Consider the following 15,947-nt stretch of genomic DNA (forward strand, 5'->3'; position numbering starts at 1 on the left):
ATTTATAAAAAAAGCAGGCTTTTAGGCCTGCTTCTCACAACTTTTTTGAGTATTAAATAACTTTTTTCCAATTTCAAACTTATTAAACATTAAGTAGTTGCCGAGTAAGATCAATAAAATTCCGAATAGAGCGTTTAGGGTCCATACATATCCCTCAAAGAAAGTAGAAACAGAAAGCGCGACTAAAGGGAAGAGCAACGTGCTATAGGCTGCTTTGGCTGCACCAATTCGTCCAACCAGAGAAAAATAAGCAGAGAAACCAATAACCGTACCAAATACAGCTAAGTAAAGTACCGAACTTAAAAATGGAAAATTCATAGGAGGCATTAAATCTTGTCCTGTAAATAAAGCTAGACTTAACATCACCAATGCCCCATAAGTCATGGCATAGCAATTTGTTGAAAAAATATTTAGGCCACGTTTCTGGTGTCTAACACTAATCATGTTCCCTAAAGAAAAACCGTAAGTGCCTATTGCACACAATCCAATACCCATTAATAACTGTGCATTAAACTGACTACTGATGAGGTCATGCCAAAAGAGTAAAACAATACCACCAAGTCCTAAAAGTGCAGCTGGGGCAAAATTTGGTGAAGGTTTTTGCTTAAAAAAGATAAGCGCATTAATGGCATTAAAGAAAACAGCCATCGAAAAAATGACAGACTCTAAACCGCTATTTACATATTTAACCGCGGTATAAAAACAAATAAAGTTTAGGCCGAAAACACAAAGGCCTTGCAGCATACAAAACAAATGGTCTTTTAAAGCAATTCGTTGTAATTTTCCTGAAAATAGTAAAACAACCCAAAGTAATAAGGCTGAAATAGCAAAACGCCATAAAATTGCGACGACGGGTGTTGCATAATGGCTCTGAACGGCAATTCCAATCCATGTTGTTCCCCAAATCAACACCACCGCAACATAGAGTAAAATATTCATAAATTCATCCTCGATTACCAAACTTAAGTATCTAGGAATGCTTCATTTTTCACGTATATATTCTTGTGTTGTACATGCAAGATCTTGCGTTTTTTATAGATCTAAACTAGCTCAATTTTGCTGAATATGGTTAACTTAAGCTCAATGATATTTGTTTTAATTTTGCATGGCCTATCAAACTTTAGAACAGCTACAGCAATCTAAAGCCAAGCTTCACGAAACCGTGGTGCTTGATGAAAATATGCAACTTGCATTTTGGTCTAATGAACAAGATCGTGTAAGTGTCTGTAGCGATCACCATACTTTGAGTCTCTATATTCAAGATGGCTATGAAAGCTATCAAAAAACACCAGTGGGCTGGAAAAATGGCGGTGGGCCGGGTCGTTTTTGTTTATTACCTGAACATCAGGAGTCGACTTGGGATATCCGAGGTGGGCTCAAATTCGTTCACTTGTATTATACCGACCAACATTTGCGTGATGTTGCTGAAAAAATATGGGACAAAGAGCCTAATCAAATTGAACTAAATGAAGTTGTCTTTAATGACGACGAACGGATTCGAGCGCTATATCAGTTTTTTTTACTCGACTGTGACTGGCAAGATTCATCTAATCATTTGCAAATGAGTACAACCGCCAGTTTATTGCTAAATCATTTAATTCGAAGATATAGCAATGTTAAATGGCAACAGCCTGCTATTAAAGGGGGGCTTGCGCCTCATAAGCTCAAATATATTCAAGAATGGATTGAAGATCATCTCGATCAAGCTCTGATTTTGTCAGATTTGGCAAATGTTGTGAATTTAAGCGAATACCATTTTGCCCATATGTTTAAACAATCTATGAATATGGCACCTCACCAATATGTCATGCAAAGACGTTTAACTAAGGCAAAAGGACTAATTCAGTCTTCACACTTTTCTTTACAAGACATTGCATTGGTATGTGGCTTTAGTTCAGCAAGCCATTTGAGCCATCGCTTTAAACAGTTTTATGGTATGAGTCCTTCACAGTTGCGTTAAAGGACTCATGGTTAATTTTCTATAAAAGATAAACCAACAAGCCAATAAGGGCAGATGTAAAAATCACGTATAACACATTAATTTCAAAACGGAACAAGGCAATAAATGCTGCAATGGTAATTAAAGCCGCAACAACATCAAAGTGACCAGAAAAACCTTGTGGCCACAAAACATGGTAGCTAAAAAATAATGCCAGATTTAAAATTACACCGACCACAGCCGCGGTAATCGCAGTGAGTGGCGCCGTAAACTTAATTGCATTATGTGTAGATTCAATGATGGGCGCACCAGCAAAAATAAATACAAATGAAAAGAGAAAAGTAAACCAAGTGACAATGACAGCACCGAGTGCTCCAGCAAAAAATAGATGTTCTGGACCAAGTAGTGCATGATTCACACCGCCTAAAAAACCAACAAAAGCAACAACCATAATCAGTGGACCCGGTGTGGTTTCACCTAAAGCGAGTCCATCAATCATTTGAGTAGGTGAAAGCCACCCAAAGCTATTAACCGCACCTTGATACACATAAGGTAAAACGGCATATGCACCACCAAACGTAAGCAGTGCAGCTTTAGTAAAAAACCATGCCATTTGAGTATAAGAGTGGTGCCATCCAAAATATGAACCTAAAGCTAAAATGGGTAATAACCATAAGCCGATAGCCACAAACATAAGTCTAGCTAAACGCGACCATTGGAATTTAGCATGCTCTGGTGTGGGTGTATCATCATCAATAAATGCTCGACCATAATCTTTTTGACTGGCTTTATGTCCAGCTACTGAAGAAAAAAGTTCTGGGTACTTTTTACTCGCTAAATAGCCGGCAATACCTGCAGATAAAACAATAAGAGGGAATGGAAGTTTTAAAACAAAAATGGCAAAGAAAGCAGCAATTGCAACGGCCCATAAAAACTTATTTTTAAGTGAACGGCTACCTATTCGATAAGTTGCATGGAAAACAATTGCGGTTACGGCAGGTTTAATCCCATAAAAAATTCCCGCAATAACCGGAACATCTCCAAATTTTATGTAAATCCAAGACAGTCCAATTAAAATAAATAAAGACGGTAATACAAATAGAATACCTGCAACCAATCCTCCAGCAGTTCTATGCATAAGCCAACCAATATAGGTTGCTAATTGCTGTGCTTCAGGACCAGGTAATAACATGCAGTAGTTCAGGGCATGCAAAAATCTTTTTTCGGATATCCAGCGCTTTTGTTCAACGAGTTCCTGATGCATCACAGCGATTTGTCCAGCTGGTCCCCCAAAGCTAATAAAGCCGAGCTTTAGCCAAAATAAAAAGGCTTGCCAGAAGGTAACTTGATTAATGCTTTCAGGCAAAGGGGATTTTTCATTTTCCATTTTTTATCCCATCAAAAATTGATTTATTCAGATCATAAACATCAAACTAGCAATTTATAATTAATCGAATAGGTTAGATGTGCTATGCAGCTATAAGATACAGAACAAAAGTGAATTTCTTATTATTTTAAAAAGATATTCTTCTAAAAAATCTCTAGAAGAATATCTATATTTTATTTTTTAGTGGTCATGTTCTAAATAATCTGGTTTTTTCGGCAGCGCAAGGCTACATAAGAAACAGATAATGAGCATAACAATGACATAAATGAAGAAGGTATTTTCAATTCCAGCAGCTTTAAACTGCAATGCAACCGAAGGGGCCGATCCACCAAAAATGGCATTACCTACCGCATAAGAGAATCCTACACCTAGTGCACGCACATGAGGAGGGAACATCTCTGCTTTGACTAAGCCACTAATTGATGTATAGAAGCTCAAGATCATCATCATAAAAATGAGTAGCAAGGTAATGATAATCGGTGAATCTATATAATTAGGCATTCCAATCGCCATAATTGGATAGATAAAAATTGCAGATAATAAGCTAAATGCCAGCATTGAAGAACGTCGCCCAATGCGGTCGGAAATTGAACCAAATACAGGTTGAGCACACATATAGACAAATAACGCGAAGGTCATAATATAACCAACGGTTTTTCCATCCATACCTAAGTTAGTTAAATAGGTTTTTGAATAAACAGTTTCAACATAAAAAGTTAATGAACCCGCAGAGGTATAACCAACCACCAATAAAAAGGTTTTCCAATGTTTTTTAAAGAGTTCTCTTAAGCTACCAGACTCTTCACGTTCGCTATCTTGATGAGAAAGGGTTTCTTCCAAACGACTACGAGCAAGTAAGGATAAAATTGCAGCAAAACCACCAATGACAAACGGAATACGCCAACCGCCATCATGTAATTGTTGCTCACTTAAAAATGCTAATAAAATTACGCCGAGCAAACTTGCTAGTAATTGACCACCAGAGAGTGTGACGTATTGAAAAGAGGAGTAAAAACCACGTTGGCCTTTTAATCCTAATTCACTCATGTAGGTTGCTACGGCGCCATATTCACCACCTACAGATAAACCTTGAAGTAAGCGCACAACGAGTAAAAGAAAAGGAGCAAATAATCCGACTTGATCGTAGGTAGGCAAGGCAGCAAATAAGAAGGAACTCAATGCCATTAAGCAAATAGAAATGACCATTGATTTTTTTCGACCATGTCGATCTGCAATGCGCCCGAATATCCAACTACCAATAGGACGCATAAAAAAACTTGCAGCAAATACACCCCATACATAAATAGCTTTGGTCGAACTATCCATATCGGGTGCAGTTAAGGCTTGTGTAAAATAGGCAGCAAAGACTGCATAGATATAAAAGTCAAACCATTCAACAAGGTTACCAGAGGCCGCACCAACAATACCGCGTATTCTGCTACGTTTTTCTTCCTTAGTGTATGTCATATATATTCCGTCAGTTAGCAGAAAAAAATAGAAATTTTTAGGTGTACTGAACAGGAAATAGCATGAGTTTTTAAATATCACTCAATCCTGAGTACTTACCTTAGAATTCCTCTCCATGCATTTTTTATAATTTTAAATTTCCATTCTAGTGATTGTATGATCTTTTGTTCGATTTAAAGATATTTTTATCGATTATCGAACATTTCCTTAATTTGGTTAGAAGATCATGCACCACAAACTTTATTTAAAATCAAATATGTAATTCATCAACCATATTCTTTATTGTATTCCTCCTTGGTTTTAAGCCTATTTTGAGCTTAGTTTTATTTTGACTATTTGGTAATACTTAAAAAGTTATAGTACCAATTTCAAAGAAAATAAATGAAATTTATATAATGATGACGCTTTATTACATAAAATTTACTTGATCTGAAAATTACATAATTTGTTGTTTCTCGATATGTGTCACTGTATTCTTTCGAGGCTAAAAAATATGGAAGATCTCCGACTTTTAGCATACTTATATTATGCACGGTATGGGCAGGTAGTTATTCAATGGACAGACACTCGTTAAATCTTCACTTCATTACATGCTCTAAAACAGCATTAGCATCATCTATTGCACTGATGACGTCTGTTGTCTATGCAAATGAGGCGGAGGTTTCTCAACTACCTACAATTACCGTGAATGCTACCCAAAACACTAACGATTTATATTCCTCAAAAAAAGTTAATTTATCTGGTTTTCAAACAGGCGATATAAAAAAGATTCCTGCATCTATCACAACAATTACATCTGAACGCATAGCCGATCAGCACGCAAAAACACTGACTGATGTTGTTAAGAATGATTCATCGTTAGGAGATGGCTATGCTGCAATTGGCTATTATCCAAATTTCGTAGCTCGTGGCTTTTCGCTCGATTTAGGTTCAAGTTATCTTATTAATGGCCATAACATTCGTGGTGAACAAAACGTTGCTTTAGAAAACAAAGAGCGCGTAGAAATTTTAAAAGGGATTTCTGCAATTCAAAGTGGAATGTCGACTCCAGGTGGTGTTGTCAACTATGTAACCAAACGACCTGCCGATGTTAAGAGTGTTACCGTCGATGCAAACTCAGAAGGTGGTTATACACTTGCAACGGATGTAGGCGGCTTTTTGACTGATAAATTTGGATATCGAATTAATTTAGCCCATGAAAGTATTCACCCAAATGTCGATCATGCAAATGGTAAACGTGAGTTTGGTTCAGTTGCTTTAGATTGGAAAATTAATGATCGCTCTAAACTACTGTTTGATATTGAAGCTCAGCATCAAAGCCAACGCTCAGTTCCGGGGTATCAACTGCTTGATGGACAAGTACCAACAAATGTTGATGAAGACCGTTTGTTGGGGTATCAGTCTTGGAGCAAACCTGTTGTAAATAACAGCGTAAATGCAAGCTTGAAATATCAATATGCCTTTAACGATCAGTGGAATGGCAGCTTAAGTGCATCGCAAAGCCGTGTTGTGATTGATGATAATAGTGCTTTCCCATGGGGATGTTATAACGATAATTGTGAAGTTACAGGTTTAGGCAATACTTTTGATAAACACGGTAATTACGATATTTACGATTTCCGTAGCCCAGATGACACACGTATTACTAATCAATTTGCTGCTGGGCTAAATGGACAATTCAACACTGCCAACATTCAACATCAGGTTGCTTTGGAACTACAACGTACTTATAAGACCTTAAAGCACCATACACCTCTTAATGTAGCGGTAGGAACAGGCAATATTTATCAAGATACGATTGACTACAGCCCATCATCAGATAGCTTAGGCGATCGTTACAAAGCTCTAGAAAGTGATCAGACTGCTTTCACGATATCTGACCGAGTTCAATTTAACGAGCAATGGTCAACTTTACTGGGTGGAAAACTTATTCACCTTGATGAACAGGCTTATAATTCAGATGGACAACAAAGCCGAGATACAGACCTAAATAAGTTTTTACCGCAATTAGCTCTCATGTATAGCCCCACTGCTACGACTAATCTTTATGCATCATATGCCAAAGGGTTATCTGATGGTGGTGAAGCACCTTGGTTTGCTAATAATGCTCTTGAAATTTTAGCACCTAGAAACTCTGAACAATTTGAACTTGGTGTTAAGCAACAAGTACAAAACTTCTTAATAACGGCTGCTATCTTTGATTTAAAACAGGATAATCAATACAGTAAAGTCAATGCCGATGGATCTTTCGATTTTGTTGAACAAGGTGAACAGCATAATCAAGGTATTGAATTAGGTCTGACTGGCGCCTTAACTGATACAGTTGACGTAAGCTCTGGCGTTACCTATACCAAATCTCGCCTTGTTGATGTTGATACTGACAGTTATAGAGGCCACCAAACTCAAAATGTACCAAAATTACGCGCAACTGCTCAGTTATCTTATAAAGTACCTTCAGTTGAAGGTTTAAGACTGTTAAGTGGCATGCAATATAGTAGTAGTAAATATGCAAACAAAGAGGCAACTGCAAAAGTAGGTGGATATAGTGTCTTTAATATTGGTGCTGCCTATAAAACAAATTTTGCTGGGCATGACACGACGTTTAGATTCAATATTGACAACTTATTTAATAAGAAATATTGGCGTGACGTTGGTCCATTCATGGGGGATGACTATCTATTCTTGGGTAGTCCTCGTACAGCTCAATTCTCTACAACTTTTAATTTTTAAAATTTATAAGACAAATAAAAAAGGAGCTTATAAAAGCTCCTTTTTTATTTCAGGAATTAAGCCGACATTTTTGGTTTAACCATATTATTAATCGACAAGATATCATCAAGCACTTGTGCCGATAATAAGCCTTCGTTCTGAACTAAAGCCAATACGCTTTGCCCAGTTTCGTTTGCAGTTTTAGCAATACGAGTTGTAGTTTCATAACCTAAATATGGGTTAAGTGCAGTCACAATCCCAATTGAGTTTTCAACTAAAGCTTTACAATGCTCAGGGTTCGCCGTAATCGTATCAATACATTTACTTTGGAACATTGCCATCGCGTTACCAAGCAAATCCATCGATTCAAATAGTTTGAATGCAATAAGTGGTTCCATTGCATTCAACTGTAGTTGACCAGCTTCAGCAGCTAAAGTTACAGCCAAATCATTTGCAATAATCTGGAAGCAAGCAAGGTTCATTGCTTCAGGAATAACTGGGTTTACTTTACCCGGCATGATGGAACTACCAGGTTGACGTGCTTCTAAGTTAATTTCATTGATACCAGTACGTGGACCACTTGAAAGTAAGCGCAAGTCGTTAGCAATTTTAGAAAGTTTAGTTGCGGTACGCTTTAATAAACCAGATAAAAGAACAAAGTCACCCATATCTGAAGTTGCTTCGATTAAGTCAGGAGCAGACTTAATTTTTTTACCAGAAATTTTTTCAAGCGCTTGAATCGCAAGTTCACGGTAACTATATTCAGTGGTAATGCCCGTACCAATCGCTGTGCCACCAAGGTTCATATAAGCTAGAACATTTGGAATAAGCGTATTAATTTGCTCAAGGTCTTTTTGTAAGGTTACTGCAAAAGCACCAAACTCTTGACCCAATGTCATAGGCACAGCATCTTGTAACTGAGTACGACCCATTTTTAAGATGTGAGCAAACTCTTGAGATTTATTACGGAAACTTAAAATTAAGTTATTAAAAGGAAGATTTAGTTCATCTAAGCTTAATAACAAACCTAAACGAATTGCAGTAGGGTACACGTCATTTGTTGACTGTGACATGTTGATATCATTATTTGGATGTAGATATTGATATTGACCTTTAGAATGTCCCATATATTCTAAAGCAACATTCGCCAATACTTCATTTGCATTCATATTGGTTGAAGTGCCAGCACCGCCTTGCATCATATCAATCGGGAACTGGTCGTGAAAATTACCGCGAATAAGTTGATTACAGCTGTATTCAATCGCTTCAAATTTAGTTTGATCTAAGCTTTTAAGATTATAGTTAGCTTCAGCACAAGCAAGTTTTACCATTGCTAATGCTTTAATTAAATGAGGGAAATTTCCAACCTTGCTTTGGGTTAAATTAAAGTTTTCTAGAGCACGTAATGTTTGAACTCCGTAATAATCATTATTGTTGATTTCTCTATAACCAATAAGATCCTTCTCAATACGGGTGGTAATTTCAGCGTTCATCATTAAACTTCGAATTAGTAGAGTAGATAATTCATATTAGATTTCGAAATGCTTCACTTCTAATGCATTTATCAAGTTAATTATGCATTTTTTGCATATCAGTTTTCTTCTTTTCTAAATTTAAAAATAAAAAATTCTGTTTCCTGCACTAATTAAATCTAAATTTTATTTTTTAAATTAACAGTTTACTGTTTAGATAAATTTAATATGAAAAAATTCTTTGATGAACAAAATGGCCATGTAATTAAAAAATAACCGAATACGAAATTATAGATTCATTAATTTAAGTGAAATATCAAGTAAATTAATAAGGTTTACAGCACAAAGAGTGTAGCTTATCTAACAAATTTATATAAAAATGTGATGCATTTCACATAAAAACCACTATAATACGAAAAAATCCTAGTTTTAAGTTTATGTTAAAAGTCACAGCTGCATTAATTATTTTGGGTAGTTTTACATACTATGTACTTTTTCAGGGTGAAGAGAAGAGAGAGTCAAAAACTTCTCGTCTGCTTAAAGAAGCCGAGCAATCTATTGCTTCTGCGGAAACCTCTGTAAACAAGGCAAATAGTATCGTAGCAGTATCTTATAAATAGCCACGGTTACTTAGCTTAACTATTTTACATTATCCATCAAAATATTGTTTTACCTAAATTTTATTAAACTTTAGGTAAAAGACCGTATGTATAGAGACAAAATTCATGAGAATGAAGTTTATCGCCTATGATCCCAATTCTGGGGAAAAAGTAAGCTTAAAAGAGCATATCCATCAAATGGACAAATACACCACTTATATCTTTTTTAGCGATGAAAAAGATAATATGGTGTTTAACCCACAGAAAAAACAAGTTTTTGAAATCACTCAATATACTTCTAATATGATGGTTGAAATTTCAAGAAAGCTATATTATCTCATTGGTGAATATTAGAAATTTGTTTCAGCTCAATCTCGGATAGATACTTTAGTAGAATAGTCAGGTTTATTTAGTTGAATTATACTGCAAATATATCTTCTGATTTGAATGATTTTATTAGGTCAGAAAGCTTAAATCCTGAAATAATCAAAATAGTAACATTTTAGTTTTACAGTCCGTATTCTTCCCCAAGATACGGACTTTTTTTTATCAAAATTAAAAACATGATGAAAACATAAGATTATTTTTATTTTTTATTAAGATTGAAGTGTTCATTTACTTAGGTTATGTTTAATTTAATTATTGATTTAAAATAATTTTTACCGCAATAATTTTATAATTGTATGAGTTGATGAGTTAAATCAAAGTCTTTTATTCTCTTACACTCTTTTCTATGTCAGAATTATTAAATACATACTTTTATCGTTTGGCCTTGCCATTCTTCCATCGCATTTTTGCAGGTACTCCCATGTTTTATATTTTTCATTCATCTATTCAGCTATTTATCCAGCTTCCCAACAAGACAAATTAAGGACATAAATATAAAAAGGGAATGCATAAAATGAACTTAGAAGTACGTTGGGTAGAAGATCTTTTGACATTAGAGCGTGAGCGTTCTATTTCAAAGGCGGCCGAAAAGCGATTTATTAGTCAATCTGCTTTTACGCGTAGAATTCAGCAATTAGAAGAGATGATAGGAGCTGAAGTTATTATTAGAAATAATAAAAATAATATTGAATTTACAGACATTGGGCGGATTATGCTGGTTATGTCTAAAAATATTGAAAAGCAGGTGGAAGAGACCGCTAAGCTGATTAAAAATATTAAAAATGAAACCGAATCTACTATTCGTTTTTGTGTTGTTCATTCATTAGCTTCTGGTTTTTTAACGACTTTTTTGAAAAAATTCCCAACGTTTATGCGTGATTTAAAAATCGAAATTGTAGCGACCAATAGTGGTGAGGGTTTATCTCTTTTAAAAGAGGGTGCCTGCGATTTTATGATTTGTTATGCAGACCGATCTAATATTAATCGTGTTGGTGATGATATTTTAAGCGGAATCAAGATTGCGGAAACAGAGATTGTTCCTGTATCAGCTACCGAAGCCGACCATACGCCTAAGCATACAATTCAGAATAATTTTTCATTGCTTGCTTACAGTAAACATGCGTATTTGCGAAAATTAGTGGACCAACTGATCGAAGGTAAACTAATTTATAAAACCTTATATGAGACTGATAATGCAACTAATTTGAAAGAGCTGGTATTGCAAGGCCTAGGGGTGGCATGGATTCCAAAAATTAATGTAGAGGAAGATCTTGCTAACGGAAAACTGGTCATGTTGGATCATCATGAATATTGTCTTCCTCAAGATATTTACATTTTTAAAAATAATTTGAGTGATAACAAAGCAGTCCAACAAATCTGGAAGGGCTTCCAAACTCAGCCTGATTAAAATTTATAATTATGGGCTGTATTCAGCAAAGTTATATACAAAGTAATCAATTAAAGCGTCCATACCTTTGTCTTTATGATGAAAGGCTTTATAAAGCATTGCTCATGGTCTAGATTCTTTGTTAATTTAGACCATATATCAATAATTCAGAAATCTAGTGAGCATTTTTATATGTGCTTTACCTGCTTTCATTCCTTTTGAATGGATTATTTGATCCAGACGGAGACAATTTTGTTTGATCTAGATAGTAGATTACTAAATATTTTTTATCATATTTATCGGTTTAAAAGCGTTTCAATGGCTGCTGATGCTATTGGTCTTACCCAACCGAGTGTTAGTAATGGACTGAACAAAATCCGTCAGCATTTTAATGACCCGCTTTTTATTCGTGTTGGGAATGAAATGATTCCGACCGAATTAGCTAAAGAAATCTTTCCGCTCATTAGTGAAGTAATTGATAAAGTTGAAAGTATTAATAACTTTAGTGTGAACTTTGACCCACTTACCTCGGATCAACTTTTTACTATTGCGATGACTGATGTATCTCATCTGGTCTTATTGCCGCAATTAACAAACTATTTAAAAGAGAAAGCTCCTTTAATTCGTTTGAATATTCGGCCGATTACACCAGAAACTAGCTATCAAATGGCAAATGGTGAAATTGACCTTGCAATTGGCTTTTTACCTCAATTAGAAGAAGGCTTTTATCAACAAAAGTTTTTCAAACAACATTATGTTGTGATTAGCTCTAAGAGCCATCCTCGTTTAGACCCAAATAATTTTACTTTAGATGATTATATGCGGGAATATCATATCGATATTGATGCAGGAATTGGTCACTACCACATTAAAAATGAATTACAGAACAAAGGATTAGATAGGAATATCTTAATTCGCTTACCAAGTTATCTAGGCGTTGGTTTAGTCGTTCAAGAAACAGATGCGATTGCAACCGTACCGTATTATTTGAGCCAAGTCTTATTGGTCAGAGAAAATTTACAGATTTTACCAGCACCTCTCGACTTCCCAACTTATGATGTTAAACAACATTGGCATATGTCTTGTCATCATAAAAGTAGCCATAAATGGTTCCGCCAAACCTGTTATGAACTTTTTAAAGTCTAAAAAGAAGATGTAAGAAAAACTCCTACATCTTCTGTGTGGTTTGATTTTTAGATTTCAATTGCGACAGCTGTAGCTTCACCGCCACCAATACATAACGCAGCAACACCTTTCTTTTTACCTAGGCGTTTTAAAGCATAGATAAGAGAAAGGATAATTCTTGAACCCGTTGCGCCAATTGGGTGTCCTAAAGCACAAGCACCACCATGTACGTTTACTTTTGCTTCATCAATGCCTAGCTCATGAATTGGCGCCATTGCGACCATTGCAAAAGCTTCATTAATTTCCCAAGCATCTACCTCGTCAACAGACCAACCAGCACGCTCAAGTACTTTTTGAATCGCACTAATTGGAGCAATTGTAAACTCGCTTGGATGCTGTGAATGACTAGAAGTCGCCACAATTTTTGCTAAAGTATTTAAACCATGAGACTGAGCATATTTTTCAGTGGTGAGCACTAATGCAGCAGCACCATCAGAAATTGAGCTTGAGTTAGCCGCTGTAATTGTACCGTCTTTACTAAAAGCAGGGCGTAAAGTTGGGATTTTTTCAAGATTCGCTTTTAATGGTTGTTCATCTTGATCAATAATTTCAACACCTTTACGTGTTTTTACTTCAACAGGAACAATTTCTTCTTTGAAGTAACCTTCTGTAATCGCAGTTTGCGCTTTTTTAAGTGAAGAAATCGCGAAATTATCCATTTGCTCACGTGTAAAGCCTTTGGTATTTGCCATGTCTTGAGCAAAAGAACCCATTAATCGGCCTGTTTCTGCATCTTCAAGACCATCTAAAAACATGTGGTCTTTAATTTCGCCATGTCCCATACGGTAACCACCGCGAGCTTTCGGCAAAATATAAGGCGCATTGGTCATAGATTCCATGCCACCCGCAACAATAATGTTGGCACTACCAGCTTTTAAGGTATCTGATGCCATTAATACAGCTTTCATTGCAGAGCCACACAGTTTATTAATGGTGACTGCACCTACATGATCGGGTACACCAGCTTTACGCATAGCCTGACGAGCTGGTCCTTGGCCTATACCTGCACTCAGTACGCAACCAAAAATAACTTCATCTACTTGGTCTGGTGCAACACCTGCACGTTTAATCGATTCAAGGATTACTGCAGCACCAAGCTCTGGAGCTGTTAAAGAAGATAAACTGCCCTGAAAACCGCCCATTGCAGTACGACTACCTGAAACTATAACAATTGAACTCATCTTAATATCTCTTATTGGTGTATTTGCTAAATTTGCCTCTAGCCGAAACTAAAGGCGCCATTAAATTAAAAAGTAGGTGGGGTGTAACTAAGCGTCCTTCCAAAGAACCACAATAAAAATAAAACTAAAGGAAAATGTACGACGAGCTGAGTGACTGTAAAACCAATCACATCTTTTGCTTTTAGTTTTAAAATGCCTAACATTGGAAGCATGAAGAATGGATTGATTAAGTTTGGTAAAGCTTCAGCTGCGTTATAAATTTGTACTGACCAACCCAAATGAACTTTTAAATCATTTGCCGCTTGCATCACATACGGGGCTTCAATGATCCATTTTCCACCGCCAGAAGGTACAAAGAACCCGAGTATGGCAGAGTAAATTCCCATCACAATTGCAAAAGTTTCTTTTGAAGCGATTGAAACGAAAAATTCGGCAACATAATGCGACAGCGATAAATCTTGACTGTTTAAAGCTTGCGTCATAATAAACGCGATACTTCCGTACAACGGGAACTGGATTAAAATACCTGATACAGCTGGAACTGCCTTTGCAACAGCATTTAAAAAGTTTCGTGGCGTTCCATGTAATGCTAGACCTAGCATTAAAAAAACAAAGTTGTATGTGTTTAAACTTGAAATGGCAATGATAGGATTACTTTTTGAAAATTCAAAAAACATCCAGATTAGACCTAAAGCCACCACAATAATCGTTAAAATAGGCGAGTTTTCTAACCAATCACCCGGACGGGTCGACTTTTCCTCATGGGGCTTTTCTTCTTCAAACTGCACATTAAAACTATCAATCGTTTTAACGTTATCACCTTTTGGAGCTGACCAATACGCGATTGCGATTGAAACAATCACCAAAATAATGGTCATCGCAATTGATTGCCAAAGAAAGATCGTTTCTGTAAATGGAATAACACCGGTCAAATTATAAATCGACTCAGGCAAACTGCTTTTATTCGCTTGAAGCTGTGCTGCTGACGAACTAATTCCCAACGCCCAAGTTGCACCCATACCAATAATTGCAGCTGCGGCGGCAGCACGATAATCCATATTGAGTTCTTTACGTTTCGCTAATGCGATCACTAGAAGCGCAGTAAGAATCGTACTTACCGCCCAATTAACCAGTGAAATTAACAAGCTGACGGTCGCAACCAAAACAATAGCACCACGCCCAGAATTTGGAATACGCGCCATTTTTTGAATCAGGAATTTTACGGGCTTAGATACGGAAACGACATAACCCACAATAATTAGCATGGTCATTTGTAGCGTAAATGGAATAAGACTCCAAAAACCATTACCAAATGACGTCGCTACATCTTGGATTGGAGCACCAATACCCAAAGCGGCAATAGAGACAATAATGACGCCGAGTAGAGCAAAAATATATGAATCTGGAAACCACTTTTCAGACCAGTCACTAATCCGAAGGGCAAATCTTTCAAAAATTCCTTGCTGTTTTTCCATAGCTGAAAAAATCCTTCTCGTTCTTATTCGTTGACAGCACATCCGGTGCTTAAAGAGGCTAAGACTTAAGCTCACTTTCTAACTTAAGTCTTGTTTAGCTAATTAAAAATTAAAATTTAAGCAACTAAGGTTTTATAGAATTCGACGCCTGTAACAGCTTGAATCTGTTCTAGAGTGACATCTTTAGCAAGTTCAATCAGTTCAACACCTTGTGGGGTAATGTCCATTACACCTAAGTCAGTGATTACGCGGTGAACCACGCCTTTACCGGTTAAAGGTAAACTACAGTTTTTCACAATTTTTGGCGTACCGTCTTTTGCACAATGTTCCATAAGAACTACAACTTTTTGGACACCAACAACCAAATCCATTGCGCCGCCCATACCTTTTACTTTCTTGCCTGGGATCATCCAGTTAGCTAAGTCACCATTTTCGGAAACTTCCATTGCACCTAAAATTGCAATGTTTACATGGCCGCCACGGATCATGGCAAATGACGCTGAGCTTGAGAAAAAAGCAGCACCAGGGCGAGCAGTAACCGTTTGTTTGCCAGCATTAATTAAGTCGGCATCAACAGTTTCTTCAGTCGGAAATTCGCCAATACCTAATAAACCATTTTCAGATTGAAGCCAAACATTAATATTTTCAGGAATATAGTTGGCAACTAGGGTAGGTAAGCCAATACCCAAATTGACATAAAAACCATCTTCAAGTTCTTTTGCAGCACGTTGTGCCATTTCATTGCGTGACCAAGCCATT

General features: G+C 36.5%; 12 protein-coding genes and 1 pseudogene. 6 read left to right on the forward strand and 7 right to left on the reverse strand.

Features of this window, described 5'->3' with window-relative positions; genetic code table 11:
- Nucleotides 1-21 precede the first annotated feature (21 nt).
- Nucleotides 22-939, reverse strand: coding sequence for a DMT family transporter (locus MKL38_RS02820; protein ID WP_270902417.1), 918 nt, complete (start codon nucleotides 937-939; stop codon nucleotides 22-24).
- 166 nt (nucleotides 940-1,105) lie between these two features.
- Here MKL38_RS02820 and MKL38_RS02825 point away from each other — a divergent pair, with 166 nt between their 5' ends.
- On the forward strand, nucleotides 1,106-1,960 hold the full coding sequence (locus MKL38_RS02825) for a helix-turn-helix domain-containing protein (RefSeq protein ID WP_270902418.1): 855 nt from the start codon (nucleotides 1,106-1,108) through the stop codon (nucleotides 1,958-1,960).
- Nucleotides 1,961-1,979: 19 nt separating this feature from the next.
- Here MKL38_RS02825 and chrA read toward each other — a convergent pair whose 3' ends face one another.
- Both chrA and MKL38_RS02835 read right to left on the reverse strand, forming a co-directional pair.
- On the reverse strand, nucleotides 1,980-3,326 hold the full coding sequence (chrA, locus tag MKL38_RS02830) for a chromate efflux transporter (protein WP_270902419.1): 1,347 nt from the start codon (nucleotides 3,324-3,326) through the stop codon (nucleotides 1,980-1,982).
- Between the two features lie 180 nt (nucleotides 3,327-3,506).
- The gene (locus MKL38_RS02835; protein ID WP_004642750.1) at nucleotides 3,507-4,793 is read right to left on the reverse strand and encodes an MFS transporter; all 1,287 of its coding nucleotides are present in this window, start codon (nucleotides 4,791-4,793) and stop codon (nucleotides 3,507-3,509) included.
- A gap of 527 nt (nucleotides 4,794-5,320) precedes the next feature.
- Between MKL38_RS02835 and MKL38_RS02840 the strand changes: the two are divergent.
- Nucleotides 5,321-7,523: pseudogene (locus MKL38_RS02840) on the forward strand (TonB-dependent siderophore receptor).
- Between the two features lie 56 nt (nucleotides 7,524-7,579).
- On the opposite strand, the gene MKL38_RS02845 reads toward MKL38_RS02840, so the two are convergent.
- A complete protein-coding gene (locus MKL38_RS02845; protein ID WP_270902420.1) occupies nucleotides 7,580-8,998 on the reverse strand; it encodes an aspartate ammonia-lyase in 1,419 nt (472 codons plus the stop codon).
- A gap of 413 nt (nucleotides 8,999-9,411) precedes the next feature.
- Between MKL38_RS02845 and MKL38_RS02850 the strand changes: the two genes are divergently transcribed.
- From MKL38_RS02850 to MKL38_RS02865, 4 genes are all read left to right on the forward strand, one after another.
- Nucleotides 9,412-9,594, forward strand: a complete 183-nt coding sequence (locus MKL38_RS02850) for a hypothetical protein (RefSeq protein ID WP_003651668.1) — start codon at nucleotides 9,412-9,414, stop codon at nucleotides 9,592-9,594.
- Between the two features lie 111 nt (nucleotides 9,595-9,705).
- Nucleotides 9,706-9,927 (forward strand): hypothetical protein, encoded by a 222-nt coding sequence (locus MKL38_RS02855; protein WP_080028261.1) that lies wholly within the window; start codon nucleotides 9,706-9,708, stop codon nucleotides 9,925-9,927.
- A 547-nt stretch (nucleotides 9,928-10,474) separates the two neighbouring features.
- Nucleotides 10,475-11,368: a LysR substrate-binding domain-containing protein gene (locus MKL38_RS02860; RefSeq protein WP_056479894.1), complete on the forward strand. Its 894-nt coding sequence runs from the start codon at nucleotides 10,475-10,477 to the stop codon at nucleotides 11,366-11,368.
- A 231-nt stretch (nucleotides 11,369-11,599) separates the two neighbouring features.
- Nucleotides 11,600-12,493, forward strand: a complete 894-nt coding sequence (locus MKL38_RS02865; protein ID WP_003651675.1) for a LysR family transcriptional regulator — start codon at nucleotides 11,600-11,602, stop codon at nucleotides 12,491-12,493.
- A 47-nt stretch (nucleotides 12,494-12,540) separates the two neighbouring features.
- Here MKL38_RS02865 and MKL38_RS02870 read toward each other — a convergent pair whose 3' ends face one another.
- From MKL38_RS02870 to MKL38_RS02880, 3 genes are all read right to left on the reverse strand, one after another.
- Nucleotides 12,541-13,713, reverse strand: coding sequence for a thiolase family protein (locus MKL38_RS02870; protein WP_270902421.1), 1,173 nt, complete (start codon nucleotides 13,711-13,713; stop codon nucleotides 12,541-12,543).
- Nucleotides 13,714-13,778: 65 nt separating this feature from the next.
- Nucleotides 13,779-15,188 carry a short-chain fatty acid transporter gene (locus MKL38_RS02875; RefSeq protein WP_198308057.1) on the reverse strand — a complete coding sequence of 470 codons (1,410 nt, stop codon included), beginning with the start codon at nucleotides 15,186-15,188 and terminating at the stop codon, nucleotides 13,779-13,781.
- A gap of 116 nt (nucleotides 15,189-15,304) precedes the next feature.
- Nucleotides 15,305-15,946 (reverse strand): 3-oxoacid CoA-transferase subunit B, encoded by a 642-nt coding sequence (locus MKL38_RS02880; protein ID WP_004642758.1) that lies wholly within the window; start codon nucleotides 15,944-15,946, stop codon nucleotides 15,305-15,307.
- Between the last annotated feature and the right edge of the window lies 1 nt (nucleotide 15,947).

Source organism: Acinetobacter sp. AOR14_HL (assembly GCF_027855175.1).
Classification (GTDB): domain Bacteria; phylum Pseudomonadota; class Gammaproteobacteria; order Pseudomonadales; family Moraxellaceae; genus Acinetobacter; species Acinetobacter calcoaceticus.